This is a genomic window from Rothia sp. HMSC065D02 (assembly GCF_001815285.1).
GTDB classification, from domain to species: domain Bacteria; phylum Actinomycetota; class Actinomycetes; order Actinomycetales; family Micrococcaceae; genus Rothia; species Rothia dentocariosa.
On record NZ_KV820092.1, the window covers coordinates 530,943 to 551,593 of the forward strand.

A 20,651-nucleotide genomic window follows, 5' to 3' on the forward strand; every position below is an offset into this window, starting at 1 on the left:
AACGAGCACACACACAAACTTACAAACCTACGTAAGTCCAACCCCAAAGGAGAACGTTATGAAGCGCTTGAAGAATTTCATCAACGGCAAGTTCGTCGATTCCACCTCTGATGAGGTACTCGACATCGTATACCCCGTAACCGGCGAAGTCATAGCACAAGCACCAATATCCACTGACGACGACGTCAACACCGCCATGCATGCGGCTCAAGACGCATTCAAAACGTGGAAGCATACGACCCCTTCAGATCGCCAGCTACTTCTCCTCAAACTCGCAGACGCGCTCGAAGAAAACGTCGACGTACTCGTTGAAGCCCAACACCGCAACACCGGTCAGCCCCGAGAACTCATCCGTGACGAAGAAGTCCTCGTCGGCGCCAACCAGCTACGCTTCTTCGCAGGGGCAGCACGCACCCTAGAAGGAAAAGCAGCAACCGAATACATGGAAGGACATACCTCATACGTACGGCGCGAACCCATCGGCGTCGTCGCCCAAGTAACCCCCTGGAACTATCCCCTCATGATGGCATTATGGAAGCTGGGGCCCGCGCTCGCTGCCGGGAATACTGTAGTTCTCAAGCCATCTGACACCACACCAGAATCCACCCTCGAGTTGGCAAGGCTTATAGGGGAAATATACCCCGCAGGTGTTGTCAACGTTGTGCTGGGAACCGGTAAAACTGGTGAAGCTATGGTAGGGCACCCGGCTCCTGCCATGGTTTCTATTACCGGATCGGTACGCGCAGGTCAGGCGGTTGCCACCGGCGCTGCAGCTGGTCTGAAACGTTCTCATTTGGAACTTGGTGGTAAAGCACCAGCAGTTGTTTTTGCAGATGCGGATTTGCCTCGTACCGCGCGCATGCTCGCAGATTTCGGTTATTTCAATGCTGGTCAGGATTGTACAGCAGTCACTCGCGTACTCGTTCAAGACAGCGTTTACGACAAGTTCCGAGATCTGCTGGTAGCTGCCGCAAAAGACACAGCTACTGGGCACGAAGACGATTCAAAGAACTTCTACGGTCCGTTGAACAACATCAACCACTTTAAGACCGTCATGAATAAGCTCAATACCCTCCCTGAACATGTCACAGTTGAAACCGGTGGCAAACAGTGCGGCACCCGTGGCTTTTTTGTGGAACCTACAGTGCTGAGCGGAGTCAATCAAGACGATGCCGTTGTCCAGGAAGAGACTTTCGGACCAGTTCTTACGCTCCAAAAATTTACTACAGAGGCAGAAGCCGTTGAGCTTGCTAACGATGTAAATTATGCGTTGGCGTCATCAGTTTGGACGTCAAATCATGGTACTGCTATGCGAGTTTCTCGCGATCTTGATTTCGGAGCAGTTTGGATTAATACACACGTACTTCTGACTGCTGAAATGCCTCATGGCGGATTCAAATACTCGGGTTACGGTAAGGATCTTTCCCTGTATTCCGTTGAAGAATACACACGTGTTAAACACGTCATGAGTGATTTGAGCGCATAAAGAACAGCTTCTCCAAGCTCAATTCGGCAAAAAGAGCTCCTGCGTCATCACACGTTAGAGAAGAGCTTGTGGAGCGGTACAGCTCTGTTGTCTAGGTGCTGTACCGTCTCTTCACAATTCACATATTATCCATGTAGCTTATGCTACGTTTTCCTTTGAAAGGTAGTCTCATGGTAGAGATGTATCGTCTTCCTCAAGAGATAAAACTTACTGGAGAGTTTCCCGGCCCCTCATCACGTGCTCTTGCACATCGTCGCTCACAAGCTGTTCCTGCATCTGTCGCTTCGGGGCTCCCAGTTTACGCGGCTGATGCAGACGGTGGCGTCATTATTGATGTTGATGGTAACTCGTTGGCTGATTTGGGAGCGGGTATCGCAGTCACAACTGTTGGTGCATCAGCTCCCAAGGTGGTACAAGCAGTTCAAGAATCGGTCACACACTTCACCCACACCTGTTTTATGGTTACTCCTTATGAGGGGTATATCGCAGTTTCTGAAAAACTAAACGAGCTAATACCCGGACGCTTTGAGAAACGCTCAGTACTTTTCAACTCTGGTGCGGAGGCAGTCGAAAATGCTGTAAAAATTGCTCGTGCAGCTACCGGTCGCAATGCCGTAGTTGTTTTTGATCATGCCTACCATGGGCGGACCAATTTAACAATGGCGTTGACTGCAAAAGTAGCACCATATAAGAAAGGCTTTGGTCCTTTTGCTCCTGAAATCTATCGTGCTCCTATGAGCTACCCTTACCGGGACGATCAGAGCATGGATGGTAAAGAGGCAGCTCAACGCACCATCAACATGATCGAGAAGCAAATTGGTTCAGAATACGTAGCCGCAATTCTCATCGAGCCTATCCAGGGTGAAGGAGGGTTCATTGTTCCCGCCGATGGTTTCTTACCAACGCTGGTTGCATGGGCACGCGAAAAAGGTATCGTCTTTATCGCTGATGAAGTACAAACTGGTTTCTGCCGCACTGGCAAATGGTTTGCGAGTGAGTACGAGGGCATTGAACCCGATTTGGTCACCACTGCTAAGGGCATTGCTGGTGGTATGCCGCTTTCAGCCGTCACTGGTCGGGCAGAGCTTTTTGATAAAGTTCAGCCAGGAGGATTAGGCGGAACATACGGTGGTAATCCTGTATCTTGTGCGGCTGCTCTTGCGGCTATTGAAACTATGCAGGATCTTGATTTGAACGCACGAGCTCTGCATATTGAGAAACTGGTGACAGCAGCGTTAGCCCCGCTTGTTGATGAGCTAGACATTGTAGGGGATTTCCGCGGACGTGGTGCTATGCTCGCACTGGAGTTCGTAGCAGACTCTATTTCTAAAGCCCCGCATCCCACGGCGGCCAAGGATATTGCTGCTTACTGTCAGCAACGAGGAGTACTTATTCTTACTTGTGGTACTTACGGCAACATTATTCGTCTGCTTCCTCCGCTTACTATCAGTGACGAGCTCCTAAAACAGTCAATGAATATTCTTATCGAAGGTATTCGAAGCGTTTCATAATTTTTTGGAGGCTTACAGAGCCCCGGTCATATCTCATATAACGATCGGGGCTCTTGTCACAGCTAATCCTACTCCACACATGCGCCAGTTATTTACCTATAGCTATTATGCGCACACCTTGTAGACAAAAATTCAGGTGATTTTACTACTGTTCTGGATCAATTAGACTAAATCGCATATTGAGCAGGTCGCTATAAGCACACACCGTCTGGCGACGACACTCCGATAGAGGGAGAGCACCTTGTCTCAGAATAATCAACCCCACAAGTTACATAAAGGTCAGAGTCTAGCCAAAGATTCTGCATCAAATAACCCCCACGGTGCTATTGATACAAGCGCCGCTAACAAAAAGGGATTATCTTCCGGATCTGTATCTCTTTTTGGCTCCATTATTATTGGTATCTCTGTGGTAGCACCCGCATACTCATTATCGGGGGCCCTGGGTCCTGTAGGAGCTGTAGCGGGGGAGCACATGCCCGCGATCTTTCTCGTTGGGTTTATCCCTATGCTATTGGTAGCTATTGGCTACCGAGAGCTTAACGCTGCTATGCCGGATGCGGGAACAACATTCACCTGGACAACCAAAGCATTTGGTCCGTGGGTTGGTTGGCTCGGAGGCTGGGCATTATTAGCAGCTACCATCTTGGTTCTCTCAAACCTCGCAGGTATAGCTGTAGATTTCTTTTACCTGGCTTTGTCTCAGGTTTTTTCTAACCCAGATCTAGCGACTCTTTCAAGTAATACCTTTATCAATATCGGCACATTCTTAACCTTGATGGGTTTCGGGTGTTACATCACATACCGCGGGCTGGATGCGACTCAGAAAATCCAAACTGTTTTCATTATTTTCCAGCTTGTCGTACTCGCTATTTTTGCGGGTGTCGCCCTCTATAAAGCGGTCACAAATACTGGGTTTGCTAACCTTGCTCCGACTCTTGAATGGTTTAACCCCTTCGGAATCGAGTCATTCTCAGCTTTCTCTTCCGGCATATCTCTTGTCTTCTTCATATATTGGGGTTGGGACGCTGTCCTCACCATGAATGAAGAAACAGAAGGCGAGCATACAACTAGCGGTCATGCAGCTGTTGGCACTATCCTCACAGTAGTTCTACTGTACCTGTTAATCTCTGTGGGCACTTTGGCATTTGCGGGTACGTCCTCAGAAGGTCTGGGTCTAGGAAACTCTGATAACCAGGAGAATATTTTTGCTGTTCTTTCGGGGCCTGTACTAGGTTCTCTCGGAATTATTATGTCTTTCGCAGTTCTTATTTCGGCCTTAGCTTCTTTACAATCCACGGCAGTTTCACCAGCTCGAACATTGCTAGCCATGGGATATTACAAGGCACTCGGGCCTAAGTTTGCGAGTATTAGCCCAAAGTACCAATCACCTAGTTATGCGACCATCGCTTCCTGTCTGATTGCTACCTTGTTCTACGTTCTTATGCGTTTTATTTCAACCTCTGTGCTTTGGGATACTATCTCCGCTTTGAGTTTGATGGTCTGTTTATACTACGGCGTGACGGCATTTGCCTGTGTATGGTATTTTCGAAAGGTGGCCTTCTCATCAGGCTTTAAATCATTTGTGAACAAGTTTTTGTTTCCCCTTTTGGGAGGCATTATGCTTCTTGTTTTCTTCATCCAGACGACCTATGATTCCATGGATCCCCATCATGGCTCGGGGTCTGAAATTGGGGGAGTCGGGCTAGTTTTCTGCTTAAGTGTCGCGATTCTTCTCTTAGGAATTTGCGTTATGGTGTATCAACGTTGCCTCCGTCCTGCCTTCTTCAAAGGCGAGGTCCCGATGGAGGTAGAGCATATGATTGACTAGTTATTTCTCATGTGCACAAGAAAGGGAGAGGAGCCTCTAGAAGGGTTCCTCTCCCTTATGCATTATGAATGTATCCTACAGTGCATAATGAGAACGGTAGTATTCCAACCGATCTTCTAGAGTCTTCTCTAACTCTTCAACGCTACGTCGTTCCATTAGCATGTCCCAGTGTGTACGAGCTGGCTTATCATCGTCATTCTGGGCGTCACTCTCGCCGTTGACAAGATATGCTTCTTTGCCAGTTTTAGCAACCCAGACCTGTGGAATTTCAGCTTCAGCAGCAAAGGTCACAAATACGCGGTCACCATCAGTGGTTCGGTACTCTACACGTTGACGGGGTGCAGGCTGTACATTGGACTCGGTTTCCATAGATTGAGTTCCAAGACGCATACCACGCAGGCTACGATCGCTCACAATTCCTCCAGACTCCAGAAAGGGTTTCCGCAGATACTCAGCAGTTGCATAACGTTGGGCGGGGGAGAGCTATTCCCTCGAACGTCTAAAACATCCATTATATCGAGAATATTCTCCGCCGCCCAACTATTAGAGACAGCTATTCGCGAAGTCAAGCTAAACTATCTTAACTATTGAAGCCATATCCTTGAGATGGGTTCTCAAAAGTATCAGGCTTTGTATACGCTGCTTTTGTCGATCCATCGTTTATGTCCGATACCGGCAAATTGCCGAATGCGTTACCAAGACCTCGTAGAGCATCGCCAAGTTCTGTGGGGATAAACCAGAGTTTATTAGCTTGGCCGTCAGCAAGTTTGGGCAAGGTTTGCAGATACTGATAGGTGAGTAGCTGTTGGCTCGGGTTAGATTGATGGATGGCTTCGAATACCTTATGAACAGCTTCAGCTTCACCGTCAGCTCGAAGGATTGCAGATTGAGCGTCACCTTCAGCTCGAAGAATCTGAGCCTGTTTTTCAGCTTCCGCGCGAAGGATAGCAGCCCTAGATTCACCTTCAGCCGTCAGAATATCTGACTGCTTCTGACCTTCGGCCGTCAGAATGGCAGCACGACGATCACGCTCTGCACGCATCTGCTTCTCCATTGAGTCCTGGATAGAGTGTGGAGGCTGAATTTCTTTAATATCGACACGAGATACTCGTAGTCCCCAACGGCCGGTTGTAGCATCAAGAACTCCACGCAATTCCGCGTTGATTTGATCGCGAGAGGTCAAGGTCTGCTCAAGGTTTAGACCACCGACTACGTTACGGAGGGTCGCACTGGTGAGCTCGTCAACAGCACGAATATAGTTCGTAATTTCATAGGTTGCGTCCTTGGGGCTTGTTACCTGAAAGTAAACAACGGTATCGATCCCAACCACAAGGTTATCTTCGGTAATCACGGACTGCGAAGGGAACGAGACAACCTGCTCACGGACATCAATTAGAGGCAGCACGCGGTCAATAATCGGTACCACCATATGCAAACCGGGTTCTAGCACGGTTCGAAACTTACCAAGACGCTCAACGATTCCTGCTCGACCTTGAGGAATCACCCGGATGGTTTTAGCCAACAAGATAAGAACAAAAATGAAGAGAATCACAAGAAGAATAACTGGGACCATATCTTCATTACCTACTTTCTTTTCGGTGATTAATAACAAAATTTAGGGGCGTAGATGGAACATTTTATTCAGCTTCAGGGGTAACAGCTGATCCTTCTGGCAAAGTTGATACATGCGGGTACACAAACGCTGTAGCACCGTTAATAGTTTCGACCTGGGCGTAGGAGCCGGAAGGGATAGGAGCTCCTGAAGTGCGTGCTGTCCAAATTTCGCCTTCAAGACGCACTAAACCAGACTCAGCAGTGACATCCTCTGTCACAAGAACAGTTTTACCCCGAAGAGCTTTGGCATTTGTAACAGTATTTCCGGCAGAGCGGTTGAGGCGTTTCAGAAGAGGCGGACGTAGAATAAGCACAAAAAGGATACACAAAACCGCGAAAACTATTCCTCGAGCGAAAAAATGTTCGATCAATGGTGAAATAGCCGATGTGATGAGGGCAGATAGGGAAAGCATCAAGAAAAAGAGATCTAGAGACAGCATCTCAATTATCGCAAAGAGCAAAGCTAGTATCAGCCAAAATGTCCATGGGCTGTCAAAGAGCCAATCCATATTTTCCTCCTCATCGTAGGCACAATGATCCAACGTATAGAGCGCCCAAGCCATACAAACATTATTCCATGAGGTGCATCACCAATCAAAGAGTTTACTCACACAAACTCACAACACCACAAATGGCCGATAATATACATTATGTAAAGTAGAGTCAGAAAACCACACCCCAGCCACTCAACCTTCCGTGCAATTGAACCGGATTAGCTGCCAGTGCGCCCTCGTAAAGACGGTTTCACCCCAGCAGCTTCTTTCTCCTCAATGTCCAGTAAAGCTACAGATAAACCAAAATCTTCTATTTACATGAATAGGCGCTTTACGGACTCGGCGTTTCTACCACCAGGTGGCTAAACTCTACCCAAGCGTTCAAAACTTGAGCTGCTGCCCCAGTATCAATAGATTGGCGCGCATCCGCCAAAGCTTCTGTGTACCGTTCCTCAAAGCTCCTGCCGTCGTTTTTTCGGTAAGCTATCAGACCGGCCGCCGCATTAATAAGAACTGCATTACGAATTGCATGCAACGAGTCTTTTGCCGACTCGCCCTCCCCAGCTAATACTGCGCGAAACACACTGGCGTTATACTCAGCATCTCCCCCTCGCAGGTTATCTAATGAAGAACGCTCAATCCCATAGCCTTCGGGATTAAAGACATATTTCTGAAGAGTACCCCCACTTGCTTCCCAGATCTGGGAAGTTGTAGCAATTGTCAATTCATCAAGCCCATCATCCCCCCGGAATACAAGGGCATGGTCGCCTCGATTCGCGAAAACCCAAGCCATCTTTTCTACCATCTGCGGATTAGCTACCCCAATTGCAGATGATGACACTCGCGCAGGGTTTGTCATGGGTCCTAGGTAGTTAAAAGCCGTTGGTATACCTAATATTTTTCGAGTTGGCCCTACGAACCGCATAGAGGGATGAAAAGTCATTGCAAATAGAAAGGTGATTCCTACTTGCCGAGCGCACGCGGCAACAGACTTAATCGGCATATCTAGCTGAATACCTAGCGCCTCCAAGACATCTGCCGACCCTGATTTAGAGGTTGACGCCCGGTTACCATGTTTAACAACTGTCGCACCTGTACCAGCAATAACCAAGGCTGCCATGGTGGATATATTGACGGTATTCTGCTGATCTCCGCCAGTGCCTACAATATCAACCGCGTGTACGTCAAGATCAATAGTTTCAGCTTTTGCAAGCATTCCTCGCGCAAGGGCGCCTAACTCTTCAGAGGTCTCCCCCTTCATGTGGAGCGATGTCAGGAAGGAAGCAAGTATAGGTTCAGGCGTTGAACCAGTCATAATTTCATCCATAGCCCAGTCCACATGACGAGAACCGAGATCCTGCCCAGAGATGAGCTGATTCAAAATGTATTTCCAGGTTAATGACTCATGTGCAGTTATATCCATACTCCCGATTTTAACCTTCCTGCAGGATTCATCTGCTGCCAGCGCATAGGGTGCCACAGCTTTGAGGCTTCTCTCCCCCACGAACTTACCAAAACATTACACATAGAGCGTGTCGCACAAATCTCGTGAAAACCGCTAGTTTACAGGGAACTCTAAGGATTTTCCCAACACACCGCAAGATTTAAGAGGTTATGTATTCGCTCTTCGCAAGTTTTAGCGACATAATGTCTATGTGACAACTGTAACCAATAACCCCAGCAGGCCGGCACATCCGGCTCTTAACCGACCCAACACGGTCGCCATTGGTACCGTCGTGTGGTTGGCATCAGAGCTGATGTTCTTTGCCGGGCTTTTTGCTATGTACTTCACCCTTAAGGCATCACGTCCTGACATTTGGGCTGATAATGTACATATCCTTAACGTTCCCTTCGCTTTTATCAACACAATCGTTCTTGTGCTGAGTTCTGTGACATGCCAGATGGGCGTATTTGCCGCAGAACAGCTCAAACCACGCCGCTCCGGTTCTTTGCTGAATATTAAGGCATGGGGCATGGCTGAATGGTTTGTGTTGACTTTCATCATGGGCGCAATCTTCGTCTGCGGTCAGGCTTATGAGTACGCAACCTTGGTTTCAGAAGGCGTAACCATTGCATCTAGCGCTTACGGATCCGCTTTCTACATCACAACAGGGTTCCATGCGTTACACGTGACAGCTGGTCTAGTAGCTTTCCTCCTGATCATTGGTCGCGCATTTGTCGCTAAGCGATTTGGTCATTACGAAGCAACTAGTGCAATCGTTGTCTCGTACTACTGGCACTTTGTAGATGTTGTGTGGCTCGCTCTATTTGCCGTAGTGTACTTCGTCAAATAACAGTCCAACACTCTCGCCCCGTCCGTATCCATTTTTACTAGCACACACAAGGAACAAAAGACGTGAAGGCACTTTCACAGAAGCGGCGTCACCCGCTTGCAGCTATTGTGTTGCTTGCGTTGGCTCTCATCCTTACTGGTGGTCTCTACACAGTTGCCACTGCCACCAATCAGGCCAAGGCCGAGTCAAGCCATGCATACACTCAAGATGATGTAAACGCTGGTCAAAAACTCTTCCAAGCCAACTGTGCAACCTGCCATGGAATGAACGCTGAAGGCACCGCTGATGGTCCTTCGCTCATCGGTGTTGGTGCAGCCGCAGTTGATTTTCAGGTTGGTACCGGCCGCATGCCTATGCAGATGCAAGGTACACAGGCTCAAGTCAAACCTGGTCAGTTCAACGAGGAACAGACGAAGCAGCTCTCTGCATATGTTGCTTCGTTGGGCGCCGGTCCTGCAATACCTGAAGCAGAGAATCTAGATACCACCAAAGGCGATGCCGCAAATGGCGCCCGTGTCTTCCTAGCCAACTGCGCAATGTGTCATAACGCGGCTGGTGCGGGTGGTGCTCTTACCCGAGGGAAGTTTGCTCCTTCTCTCATGGGTGTTAGCGAACAACATATCTATGAAGCCATGGAAACTGGACCTCAAAATATGCCTGTTTTCAACGACGCAAACCTTACCCCGCAAGAGAAGCGTGATGTTATCACCTATTTGAAAGCACAGGAAAAAAATGTTTCCCCTGGTGGTCTTAAGCTAGGCTCTCTAGGTCCTGTCGCTGAAGGTCTGTTGATTTGGAGCGTCGGTCTAGGGATCGTGCTTATCTTTGTTATTTGGCTGACCTCTCGCTCAGCATAAATACGCACATACTATTCGTATCGGAAAAGATTTGAGGCAACACATGGGAAACCATCGTGACGGTCAAGACGCTCAGAGCGTTACCGTAGTTACCTCTTCAGAGGATTCAAAGGAGCAGTTTCAGAATCCTGGGCTGCCTCCACATCGTCCACGTCTGACAGATGTGGATTCGAAGCGTGCTAAAGGTGCTGAGCGCCAAGTTATTCTACTCTTTGTACTATCAATGCTCGGCTCTTTGTTATTCTGGGTCGCGTATTTCGGTATATCAGTTGAAGGTAACTTCTTTGATGTAAACAATACGGAGCCTACCAGTAAACTGCAGCTGCAGAACCTCTTGCTTGGTTTAGGTATAGCATTCGCTATGTTCGGCATTGGTATTGGAGTTGTTCATTGGGCACGTACGCTTATGCCTGACCATGAACTCGTTGAGGAGCGGCACGATTTGCGTCCTGAAGAGGATCGCGCCGAGGCAGAAGAAATCATCGAAACTATTATTGATGAGTCAGGTATTAAACGCCGTCCTCTCCTGCGCAATACTCTCATTGGCTCAGTTATTCTGGCTCCGTTAACTTTTATTACGTTTCTGCGCGATCTGGGGCCGAATGATCCTGCCGTTCTTAAACACACGATGTGGGATCAGGGTGTCCGTCTTGTACGCGACCCTTCTGGGACTCCGATTAAAGCTTCTGACGTTACGATCGGATCTGCTTATCACGTTCTGCCGGAGACCATCACGTCCCTCAGCCATGAAAATGGCTATCTAGAGGAAAAAGCTAAAGCAGTTGTCTTGTTGATGCGTCTTGACCCCAATGAGATGAAGATTTCGGAAGAACGCAAAAACTGGCACGTTGACGGTATAGTCGCTTATTCGAAGGTCTGTACACACGTTGGATGTCCCATCGCGCTGTACGAGCAGCGAACGCATCATCTGCTGTGCCCGTGCCATCAGTCTACTTTTGATGCGGCAGATGAATGCAAGGTTGTATTCGGTCCTGCAGGTCACGCACTCCCACAGTTGCCGATTACAGTCGATGATAATGGTTATCTTGTGGCTCAGAGCGACTTCCATGAGCCAGTTGGTCCCGCGTATTGGGAACGCGGTCAGCACGTCGAAGAAATGCGTGCAGAGCGTGAGAAGGAGGCGAAATAAGTAATGTCTACAACAACTGGCTACGAGTACAAACCTAAAAGCAACGCTGGGCGTATCGCGAATTTTGTTGATACGCGTGTTGGCATGTCTGGGGTTGTTAAAGAATTTGGCCGAAAAATCTTTCCAGATCACTGGTCCTTTATGTTCGGTGAGGTGGCTCTATACAGCTTTGTAGTGCTCCTTATTTCAGGAACTTTTTTAACATTCTGGTTTAACCCATCAACCGCTGCAGTTACCTATGACGGTTCATATGTACCCATGAAGGGTACAGAAATGTCTGTTGCGTTTGCGTCTACTTTAGATATCTCTTTTGATATTCGCGGGGGCCTGTTGATCCGTCAGATTCACCACTGGGCGGCTCTCATGTTTATGTTGGCCATCTGTATCCACATGCTCCGTGTCTTCTTTACAGGGGCTTTCCGCCGTCCACGTGAGCTGAACTGGGTTGTAGGTTGCGTCCTCTTTGTCACGGGCATTATGGCGGGCTTTACTGGGTACTCCCTCCCCGATGATGTGCTCTCTGGTAACGGTTTGCGAATTGTCGATGGCATTATGGTCGCAATTCCGCTTGTAGGTACATACCTCTCGCTTTTCTTCTTCGGAGGCGAGTTCCCAGGTGAACACATTATTAGCCGCCTATACAGCCTGCATATCATGATCATTCCGGCAGTTCTGTTGTTGTGCGTTGGACTGCATATGTTCATGGTTGTCCTGCATAAACACACCCAATATCCAGGACCAGGTCGTACCAACAATAACGTTGTTGGTTTTCCTGTAGGTCCGGTTTATGCTGCAAAAGCAGGCGGTTTCTTCTTCATAGTTTTCGGTATCATCGCTTTCTTAGCTTCCACCTTCACTATTAACGCAATATGGAACTATGGTCCCTACGATCCATCTCCAGTTCAAGCAGGTACTCAGCCTGACTGGTACGTAGGCTTTGGTGACGGTGCATTACGTCTATGGCCTGGTGTTTGGCCATGGTCATGGGAATGGCAAATCGGTGGAACATGGGTTCTGAATGTCCTACTGCCTTTTGCACTCGCAGGCGTCTTGATGGGATTCTTATTCACGTGGCCTTGGATCGAACGTTGGGTCACCAAAGATAATCGGGTTCATAATATTCTTGATCGCCCGCGTAACGCTCCATTCCGTACAGGCGCCGGTGTTGCCGGTATCATCTACTACTCAGTTTTGATGATCGCGGCATCTTCTGATTTGATCGCAACACATTTCCACGTCTCGCTAAATGATGTAGCTTATGTATTGCGTGCGCTCTTCTTCCTTGGACCCATCCTTGGTTTCGAGATTACCCGAAGGATTTGCCTCTCCTTGCAGCGTAAAGATCGTGAGCTAGTGCTTCATGGCATCGAAACTGGTCAAGTGGTGCAACTCCCCCATGGTGAGTTTATTGAGGTGCACAGGCCTCTTGACGAGTATCGTCGGTACAAGCTAGTTAGTTTCGATTCACCAGATGTAATACCTGCACGCCCCAATGCTAAGGGGAAGGTTACAATGCTTGAGAAAGCACGAGGCACCTTATCGAAGTTGTTCTTTACTGATCGTGTTCTTCCTGTAACTCCTACTGAGCTAGAAGAAGCTCATCATGAACATAATGAAGCTCAAAGGGTTGAGGGAGCTTCCTTTGATAGCCCCGAGATTAAGGGCTAAAGTTACAACTTCATAAGTTTACTTGAGGGTTGGTGCCACAAAACTGTGGGACCAACCCTCAACGTTTGTACCGCATGTATCTCTTCCAGCAATGTTGCTGTTGACCCAATATCATATCCATCTTCTAAGGCCAGGAGTCCAGACTTTCTCATGAAAAATTCTCATAAGCAGCATGCCCTATTCCTGAAACTAAGAATCTTTGCTTACTTATCAGCGATCGCTATATACCTGATGCCATAATGGAATAACTTCATATGTGCTAAGCACACCCCGTCCCTGAAATTTACACAAACTATCATGCCGCTGGTCTTAGAGGCAGGAAGGAGCCTAGCGGATTAACAGATAAAAGTAGCAATAACCTAGGTTTGAGGTTGAGACTCTAGAATTCTTGCAGAGAGAGCACTTCTGCGAGCATAAAATTGCCGTCTTTTCTTTCGAGCCGAGCGTACTGATAAGCGAGCGAAACTGCCTCTGCAAAAACTATTATCGTGCGATAGGCACCTCGCTGCTTCGATGATCCTCAGATAAACTGCCAATACAGACAATTAATCCAACTAGCTTTTTCTTACCTCCCTTTTTAGTACATATCTTTTATTCGAGAATCTCTGGAATATAGAAAAGGTGGGGTTACATCATCCGTATAGATGATGTAACCCCACCTTTTACTGTATATGATTAGTGTGCGTGATCACCGCGGTTGTATTCATATACCCACCCGATAACGGCGACTGCTACGATAGGCAACGCAAGAATTAGTACCCACCAAGCAATCGCTGCCCCAAGAACAACAATCATGCACGTTAAACCGATCATGAACGGCCACCAAGACCATGGTGAGTAGAACCCATACTCACCAGCACTCTCAGCGATTTCACCCGTGTAGTTATCCATGGGTTGGCTTCCTAGCTTCTTTTCAGTAAACATGAGGAAGAAAGCCAAGAAGAAGCACATGAGCGCCGTCACGAGGAGCGCGGGAAACCCGGCCCACTCATCAAAATTGGTCATAAACCCATAAATAATTCCAACAGGAGTAAAGAATATACCAAGGTACAGGAAGACCTTCCCGAGAACTTTCACGGTTTACTCTCCCTTCTGTGCTGCAAGAGCTGCAGCGGCAACATCATGATTCGTTGAAAGCTCGGGATGATGTAGGTCTAGAGCCGGGCGTTCGGAACGGATACGAGGCAATGCAGTAAAGTTGTGGCGGGGCGGAGGACAAGAAGTCGCCCATTCGAGAGATCCGCCGAATCCCCAGGGATCGTCTACCTCGACTTTCGGAGCATACCGAGCAGTAATGTAAACATTCCAGAACCAGGGAATCATTGAAACGGCAAGAATCATGGATCCAACAGTTGAGAACTGGTTCATCCAGGTGAAACCGTCTTCGGGCAGATAGTCAGCGTATCGACGAGGCATACCATCAACGCCAACCCAGTGCTGAATCAAGAAGGTCGCGTGGAACCCGAAGAATACCAGCCAGAAGTGAATCTTACCGATCCGTTCGTTGAGCATCTTGCCAGTGAATTTTGGCCACCAGAAGTAGAATGCACCAAACATACCAAAAACAATGGTTCCAAAAATCACGTAGTGGAAGTGTGCAACCACGAAGTAAGTATCCGAGATATGGAAGTCTAGAGGCGGAGTAGCCAGGATAATACCCGTCAGACCTCCAAAGAGGAAGGTTACTAAGAATCCATAGATCCACAATAATGGAGTTTCAAACGTAATGGACCCCTGCCACATAGTCCCAATCCAGTTGAAAAACTTCACGCCGGTTGGAACACCAATCATCATGGTCATGAACGAGAAGAACGGAAGCATAATCGCTCCAGTTACGTACATATGGTGCGCCCACACAGTTACAGACAGGCCCGCAATAGCAATGGTCGCTGTAACAAGACCTTTGTAACCAAAAATGGGTTTACGTGAGAATACAGGGATAATCTCCGAAGTCACACCAAAGAAAGGTAGCGCAAGCACATACACCTCAGGGTGCCCGAAGAACCAGAACAAGTGCTGCCAGAGCACCGCTCCCCCATTTTCTGGATCAAAAATATGTCCTCCGAATCGGCGATCCATACCTAGAGCAAACAAAGCGGATGCCAGAGGCGGGAAGATCATAATAATCAAGATTGAAGTAATCAGAGTTGTCCACGTAAACACAGACATACGCCACATAGTCATGCCAGGGGCGCGCATTGCCACAATTGTAGTAATGAAGTTAACCGCACCCATAATTGTGCCGAACCCCTGCAACGCAAGACCAAAGACCCATAAATCACCACCGACAGACGGGCTGTAAGTAGTGCTATTTAGTGGGACGTATGCAAACCAGCCGAAAGAGGCTGCACCTTGTGGGGTAATAAAACCTGCAATCGCTACTAGCGACCCAAAAAGGAAGAACCAAAAAGCCAATGCGTTTAAGCGCGGGAATGCCACATCGGGAGCACCAATTTGGAGCGGGATAAGCACGTTCGCCAAACCGGTGAACAAAGGGGTGCCGAACATGAGAAGCATAAGGGTACCGTGCATCGTAAAGAGCTGGTTAAATTGCTCCTTCGTCTGTAGGATCTGCATACCGGGCTCAAAAAGCTCAATACGCATCAGCAGAGCCATAGTTCCGCCCATGCAGAAGAAGATGAAGGCAGAGATCAGGTACATGTACCCAATGGTCTTGTGGTCCGTGGAAGTAATCCAATTGACAAAGATGCGTCCCTTGGACTTAGGAACCACGCGCGGCGCAACAGCCGTTGCACTCTCAGTTGAATATTCGAGGGTAGTCACGTCTATTTCACCCCTTTATTGGTTAGCGGGACGCGGAGTCGCGTTCTGGTTGGGATTACGGTTGTATTCGTCCCCAGCGATACCCTGATTCTCGGGATTTTGCTTAAGGGAATTGATGTAGTTGTCGTAGTCTTCCTGTGAGACCACCTTGACATTAAACAACATCTCAGAGTGGTACTCACCGCAAAGTTCAGCGCATTTACCCTTATAATCACCAATTTCTTTGGTAGTGATATGAATATGGTTCGTCATACCAGGGATCGTATCCCGTTTCTCTAGGAAAGCCGGAACCCAGAACGAATGGATCACATCACGCGATTTGAGGACTACGTCAACATTTGAGTTAACGGGCAGATAAAGCGTTGGAAGTTCTGCTTCTTTACCTGGTGAACCATCAAGGTGAGCTTGTACACCAGTTACATGCACGTTTTCATCTGTGTAGTTGAAATCCCAGGCCCATTGTTTGCCATACACTTCAACAGTGACCTGTCGATCGGCACCAGTTTTAGGACCAGTTACTTGACGCTCGACTCGGTCTGAAAACGTAAACATACTGACGATCAAGACGACTGGAACGAAAGTATAAAAAATTTCCAGAGGCAGGTGATAGCTGAGCTGACGAGGATAGCCACTTTCGTTCTTACGCCTACGGTAGGCAATGATGCACCATAGCATCAAGCCCCAAGTAATAAGACCGACAACAAGAGCTGCACTCCAAGTGCCTACCCAGAGATGCATGAGGTTCTCGGCATTATCAGTAGCCGGATGCCCAGCTTTTGTAGGTAACCAGCCTACAGCTGCCTTATCCATTGAACAACCAGTCATCAGCAGCGTCGCTGTAGTCCCGAGGCCAACAAGACTTGCACGCTTACGACGACTGCCGGTTCGATATTGCGAACTCACAGACGGCCCTTCCTGTTCTTGCAGTGTGTGCTAGTGCTCAGGTCTACAGGTAAACCTGAGGCAATTATAAAAAACTTATCCCTTAGAGCTTACCGCGAATTCTGCTCTTACGGTGACACTCTGTCACTGAAATTGTAAGTTTCCTGGAAAATTACTGAATTTTAACGTAACAGAACCCCTAAAGTTGGTTTTTTAGGGGTTCTGTTATATCCATGCTCCTAATGGAAAGAGTCGCCACAGGCACATGATCCTGCCGCGTTCGGATTATCAATTGAGAATCCTTGTTTCTCAATCGTGTCTTCAAAATCAATCGTTGAGCCATCTAGATAAGGGGCACTCATTTTATCTACGATAACCTGCACACCGTCATAATCACGCACTGCGTCACCATCAAGTACTCGCTCATCGAAGTAGAGCTGATAGATTAGCCCGGAACAGCCACCGGGCTGTACAGCAATCCGGAGGCGCAAATCGGTACGTCCTTCTTGTTCGAGCAAAGTACGTACCTTATTCTGAGCAACTTCAGTAAGGTTAACCCCGTGTGTTGGTAGCTCAGTTACAGTCTCAGTCATGTTTATCCTTTCCTGACAATATCCCCCTTCGTAAAGTCAGATTACGCTGTCCTACTTCTTCACGACAACAGCGGACTCACAAGTTCACTAAGGGCATCAAGGTCTCTTACGTCCAGAATACCAACTTTGTAGAATTCTGTACTTAGTGTGTGAGGTATATTCCTTGAGTTGCTTTCCTTTCCTAATCTACTTACTCCTGCTGAGAGCACTCAATATCAGTGCCTCCGCTAAAATTCCTCGTTTAAAATCAGGTACATACAGCGATTCGTTGGCGCTATGTGCCCGGGTGTCTGGGTCTTCAACACCAGTTACTAGAATCTGGGCGTCGGGGAAGTTCTCCTTCAAATCCGCTATAAAAGGTATTGAGCCTCCTATGCCTGTCTGCACAGGAGATATACCCCAAGCTTGAGCCATTGCTGACAAGGTGATTTGAGCTCCATCCTGCTCAACATCTGTGGCAAAGGGTAACCCTGAGTCGACAGGAGTATAGCTAACTTGCGCGTTATAAGGTGCATGCTTCTTTATATGGTCTGCCAGAACTTTGTGCGCATTTTCGGGAGAATCACCAGGAGCCAGCCGGACACTAATACGAGCTCGCGAAGTAACAGCAAGGGTATTTGAAGAATGGGCAATTGACGGAATATCCATACCTATAACGGAAAGTGCAGGTTGCTGCCAGAGCCGAGATGTAATTGATCCATATCCTGCTAGAGGCATCTGGTCTAAGATTCCAGCATCTGCGCGGAATTCATGTTCAGGATATTCGACCTTAGGGTCTTCACCACGGTACAGGCCTTCTACAACAACTGCACCTTCGTCATCATGAAAAGTACCCAGCAGACGGGCTAATACCGTATGTGCGTCTAGAAAAGGGCCTCCAAAGATACCAGAGTGTACTGCGTGATTACCAGTTCGAACTTCAATATCCCCGCTAGCTACGCCACGTAATGAGGTAGTTAATGCCGGAACTCCAGCTCGCCAGTTGGCAGAATCTGCTACCACAATATAATCAGCGGTTAGGTCCTTCTGGTAGGCAGCTAAGAATTCGCGGAAAGAGGGTGACCCTACTTCTTCTTCCCCTTCGATAAAGATCTTTACGCCAACGTTGAAATCATGGCCTAATACTTCCGATACTAAACGGAAAGCCGCCATATGGGTGATAACCCCTGCTTTATCGTCTGCAGCACCGCGGCCATAGAGGCGAGCGCCTTTCTGAACTGCGGTAAACGGGTCAGTTTCCCACTGCGTGTTATCGCCAGGAGGCTGTACATCATGGTGAGCGTATAACAGGATTGTGGGATACCCTGAAACAGCTGGTTTAGTGGCAATTACCGCTGGCATACCTTGATGTGTCTCCCCCGTTTCATCGTGGTACGACGCAGAAAGGATTTTTACCTCTTGAAAACCTGACCGTTTCGCAAGCTCGTACACAGCTTCAGCGCTTCGTTGGACTTGGGCTAGATCAAAAGCTTCCCACGCGATGGATGGGATAGAGACTAGATCCTTCAGCTCAGTAAGATATTCATCAAAATGGGCTTCAAGCGCCTCTGTGAGCGCATCATGTTCTGGGAATTTATGAGGAAAATTGGCCATGCGTCTAACAATACGCTTTATACAGGGGTGGCGCATACTTTTTTATTTTTGGTCTTGGTATTCGGCGTAGGAAATTATTTTTGGTTATTCTAGTAGGGTGTTTGGTCGTAAAAAAGGTAAGGCTCCGCAGGAGGCTGCTGTCGAGCCTGAAGAAGAGAAACAGCATGAGGTTCCTGAGAACTCTAAGTTCACGCCGAAGAAAGGGCGTCCTACACCGTCTCGTAAAGAGCAGGTTGCGGCGCGAAGGAGGCCTATAGTCGGTGCTGATCGTGGCGCGGCGAAGACTGCTGATCGTGAGGCTGCTGCTGAGCTTAGGGCACGGCAGCGGGAGGCTATGCGTACTGGCGATGAGAAGTATCTGCCGATAGTGGATAAGGGGCCTCAGCGGCGGTACATTCGCGACTATATTGATGCTCGCCGGAATTTGGGCGATATAATGCTTATTTTGCTCATTGTTTTTCTTGTTGCGTCGTGGGTTGTGAGCGGTTTTGGCGTAGCTGCTGCTCCTGTCTACTACGGGACTATGTATGGCATGTATGCTCTGATGCTGTTGTGGGTTATTGATTACTGGTTAATGTGGCGCAAGCTTAAACAGATGGTTATTGCTAAGTTTGGCGAGGTACAGCGTGGTAGTGGTATGTATGCGTTCAACCGTGTGATGATGATTCGTCGGATGCGGCGACCTTATCCTCTTGTTAAGTATGGGGAGTATCCAAAGTAAATACTGTGTCTTTAATGATTTCTGGGGGGTGGGAAACCGTGTTTGGTTTCTCACCCTTTTTGTGAGGTTTATTTTTGGTGCGAGCGACGGATTTTGTAGAGTCCTCGGTTGATGTGGGCGGCCCATAAGGGGCCTTCGTAGAGGAAGGCGGTATATCCTTGGACAAGGTCTGCGCCTGCGTCTAGTCGTTCTTGTACGTCTTGGGCGTTGGTTACTCCTCCAACAGAGATGAGGGCTAGTTTGTTGCCTATTTCTTTCTTGAGGAGGTGTAGGACTTCGAGTGATCGGGTTTTAAGTGGTTCTCCTGAGAGTCCTCCTGCGCCTATAGCGTTAATTTTTTCTTTGGTGGTGTGAAGTCCTAAGCCTTCGCGTGCGATTGTGGTGTTGGTTGCGATGATCCCGTCAAGCTTTAGTTCTTGGGCTAGGCGAGCGACAGCTGTTATGTCTTCGTCTACAAGGTCTGGAGCGATTTTAACGGTGAGAGGCACGTGGCGGTGGGGTGAGACTCGGTTTGCTTCTTCTCGTACGGCTTGTAGGAGTGGGCGGAGTGTTGCGATGGATTGCAGTGTACGTAGTCCTGGGGTGTTGGGGGAGCTTACGTTGACGACGAGGTAGTCTGCTTGTGGGGCTAGGGTACGTGTTGATATTAGGTAGTCTTCTATGGCGTTTTCTAGTTCTACAATCTTTGTTTTTCCTATGTTGACGCCGATGATGGGGCGTTTCTCGGGACGGTATTCGGTTTCTAGATCGGCACGTGCTGATGCGACTCGGGGTCCTGCGGCTGCGGCACCGTCGTTGTTGAATCCCATACGATTAATGACTGCTTTATCTTCGATGAGGCGGAATAAACGTGGTTGTGGGTTACCAGGTTGTGCCTGTCCGGTGATGGTGCCGATTTCGATGTGTCCGAATCCTAGTCCTGCAAGGGCTGCGATACCTTTCCCACCTTTGTCGAAGCCTGCGGCTAGTCCGAAGGGTGAAGGGAAGGTGAGTCCCATGGCTGTGGTGCGGAGGCTGGGATTGGGTTGAAGGTAGCTTTTGAGGATGCGAGTAATACCTAGGTTTTTGAGGGTTTGTATTCCCCAGAAACCAATGTGGTGTGCTTTTTCGGGATCCATGCCTGCGAAGAAGATTTTGAAGAAGGTTGGGTATAGTCGCATTATTTGCTCCTTGTGG

The 20,651-nt window shown here is 48.3% G+C and carries 18 protein-coding genes; 8 read left to right on the forward strand and 10 right to left on the reverse strand.

The features are described 5' to 3' along the window. Positions 1-58: 58 nt before the first annotated feature. The 3 genes from HMPREF3016_RS09735 to HMPREF3016_RS09745 all read left to right on the forward strand — a co-directional run bounded on the left by HMPREF3016_RS09735 (position 59) and on the right by HMPREF3016_RS09745 (position 4,825). Entirely contained in the window at positions 59-1,486 is a 1,428-nt protein-coding gene (locus HMPREF3016_RS09735; RefSeq protein WP_048752166.1) for a gamma-aminobutyraldehyde dehydrogenase, read from the forward strand. Between the two features lie 140 nt (positions 1,487-1,626). Further along, positions 1,627-2,997, forward strand: coding sequence for a 4-aminobutyrate--2-oxoglutarate transaminase (gabT, locus tag HMPREF3016_RS09740; protein ID WP_013399068.1), 1,371 nt, complete (start codon positions 1,627-1,629; stop codon positions 2,995-2,997). Between the two features lie 241 nt (positions 2,998-3,238). Further along, complete coding sequence (locus HMPREF3016_RS09745) at positions 3,239-4,825, forward strand: APC family permease (protein WP_048754048.1); 1,587 nt, start codon at positions 3,239-3,241, stop codon at positions 4,823-4,825. A gap of 75 nt (positions 4,826-4,900) precedes the next feature. On the opposite strand, the gene HMPREF3016_RS09750 is transcribed toward HMPREF3016_RS09745, so the two are convergent. The 4 genes from HMPREF3016_RS09750 to trpD form a co-directional block, all read right to left on the reverse strand. Then, positions 4,901-5,239: an RNA polymerase-binding protein RbpA gene (locus tag HMPREF3016_RS09750; RefSeq protein WP_004004666.1), complete on the reverse strand. Its 339-nt coding sequence runs from the start codon at positions 5,237-5,239 to the stop codon at positions 4,901-4,903. 166 nt (positions 5,240-5,405) lie between these two features. Then, positions 5,406-6,398 (reverse strand): SPFH domain-containing protein, encoded by a 993-nt coding sequence (locus tag HMPREF3016_RS09755; RefSeq protein WP_013399065.1) that lies wholly within the window; start codon positions 6,396-6,398, stop codon positions 5,406-5,408. A gap of 64 nt (positions 6,399-6,462) precedes the next feature. Continuing rightward, entirely contained in the window at positions 6,463-7,002 is a 540-nt protein-coding gene (locus tag HMPREF3016_RS09760) for an NfeD family protein (RefSeq protein WP_239661849.1), read from the reverse strand. Positions 7,003-7,264: 262 nt separating this feature from the next. Next, the gene (gene trpD, locus HMPREF3016_RS09765) at positions 7,265-8,356 is read right to left on the reverse strand and encodes an anthranilate phosphoribosyltransferase (protein WP_192831430.1); all 1,092 of its coding nucleotides are present in this window, start codon (positions 8,354-8,356) and stop codon (positions 7,265-7,267) included. Between the two features lie 232 nt (positions 8,357-8,588). Between trpD and HMPREF3016_RS09770 the strand changes: the two genes are divergently transcribed. From HMPREF3016_RS09770 to HMPREF3016_RS09785, 4 genes are all read left to right on the forward strand, one after another. Further along, positions 8,589-9,227, forward strand: coding sequence for an aa3-type cytochrome oxidase subunit III (locus HMPREF3016_RS09770; RefSeq protein WP_004004662.1), 639 nt, complete (start codon positions 8,589-8,591; stop codon positions 9,225-9,227). A 62-nt stretch (positions 9,228-9,289) separates the two neighbouring features. Beyond that, positions 9,290-10,084, forward strand: coding sequence for a cytochrome bc1 complex diheme cytochrome c subunit (locus tag HMPREF3016_RS09775; RefSeq protein ID WP_070450227.1), 795 nt, complete (start codon positions 9,290-9,292; stop codon positions 10,082-10,084). Positions 10,085-10,127: 43 nt separating this feature from the next. Beyond that, positions 10,128-11,234: a cytochrome bc1 complex Rieske iron-sulfur subunit gene (locus tag HMPREF3016_RS09780; RefSeq protein WP_004004660.1), complete on the forward strand. Its 1,107-nt coding sequence runs from the start codon at positions 10,128-10,130 to the stop codon at positions 11,232-11,234. A gap of 3 nt (positions 11,235-11,237) precedes the next feature. Continuing rightward, positions 11,238-12,902 carry a cytochrome bc1 complex cytochrome b subunit gene (locus HMPREF3016_RS09785; protein ID WP_048752172.1) on the forward strand — a complete coding sequence of 555 codons (1,665 nt, stop codon included), beginning with the start codon at positions 11,238-11,240 and terminating at the stop codon, positions 12,900-12,902. Between the two features lie 675 nt (positions 12,903-13,577). Here HMPREF3016_RS09785 and HMPREF3016_RS09790 read toward each other — a convergent pair. From HMPREF3016_RS09790 to HMPREF3016_RS09810, 5 genes are all read right to left on the reverse strand, one after another. Further along, the gene (locus HMPREF3016_RS09790) at positions 13,578-13,979 is read right to left on the reverse strand and encodes a cytochrome c oxidase subunit 4 (RefSeq protein WP_048752174.1); all 402 of its coding nucleotides are present in this window, start codon (positions 13,977-13,979) and stop codon (positions 13,578-13,580) included. Between the two features lie 3 nt (positions 13,980-13,982). Next, positions 13,983-15,686 (reverse strand): aa3-type cytochrome oxidase subunit I, encoded by a 1,704-nt coding sequence (gene ctaD / locus HMPREF3016_RS09795; RefSeq protein ID WP_048752175.1) that lies wholly within the window; start codon positions 15,684-15,686, stop codon positions 13,983-13,985. 15 nt (positions 15,687-15,701) lie between these two features. Beyond that, positions 15,702-16,589, reverse strand: a complete 888-nt coding sequence (gene coxB / locus HMPREF3016_RS09800; protein WP_004004656.1) for an aa3-type cytochrome oxidase subunit II — start codon at positions 16,587-16,589, stop codon at positions 15,702-15,704. Positions 16,590-16,807: 218 nt separating this feature from the next. After that, on the reverse strand, positions 16,808-17,161 hold the full coding sequence (locus HMPREF3016_RS09805; protein ID WP_004004655.1) for a HesB/IscA family protein: 354 nt from the start codon (positions 17,159-17,161) through the stop codon (positions 16,808-16,810). Between the two features lie 186 nt (positions 17,162-17,347). Then, positions 17,348-18,754, reverse strand: a complete 1,407-nt coding sequence (locus HMPREF3016_RS09810) for a dipeptidase (protein ID WP_070741896.1) — start codon at positions 18,752-18,754, stop codon at positions 17,348-17,350. A gap of 97 nt (positions 18,755-18,851) precedes the next feature. Here HMPREF3016_RS09810 and HMPREF3016_RS09815 point away from each other — a divergent pair, with 97 nt between their 5' ends. Further along, positions 18,852-19,475: a DUF3043 domain-containing protein gene (locus HMPREF3016_RS09815; protein WP_004004653.1), complete on the forward strand. Its 624-nt coding sequence runs from the start codon at positions 18,852-18,854 to the stop codon at positions 19,473-19,475. Between the two features lie 68 nt (positions 19,476-19,543). On the opposite strand, the gene HMPREF3016_RS09820 is transcribed toward HMPREF3016_RS09815, so the two are convergent. Further along, entirely contained in the window at positions 19,544-20,635 is a 1,092-nt protein-coding gene (locus tag HMPREF3016_RS09820) for a quinone-dependent dihydroorotate dehydrogenase (protein WP_048752179.1), read from the reverse strand. Positions 20,636-20,651: the final 16 nt, after the last annotated feature.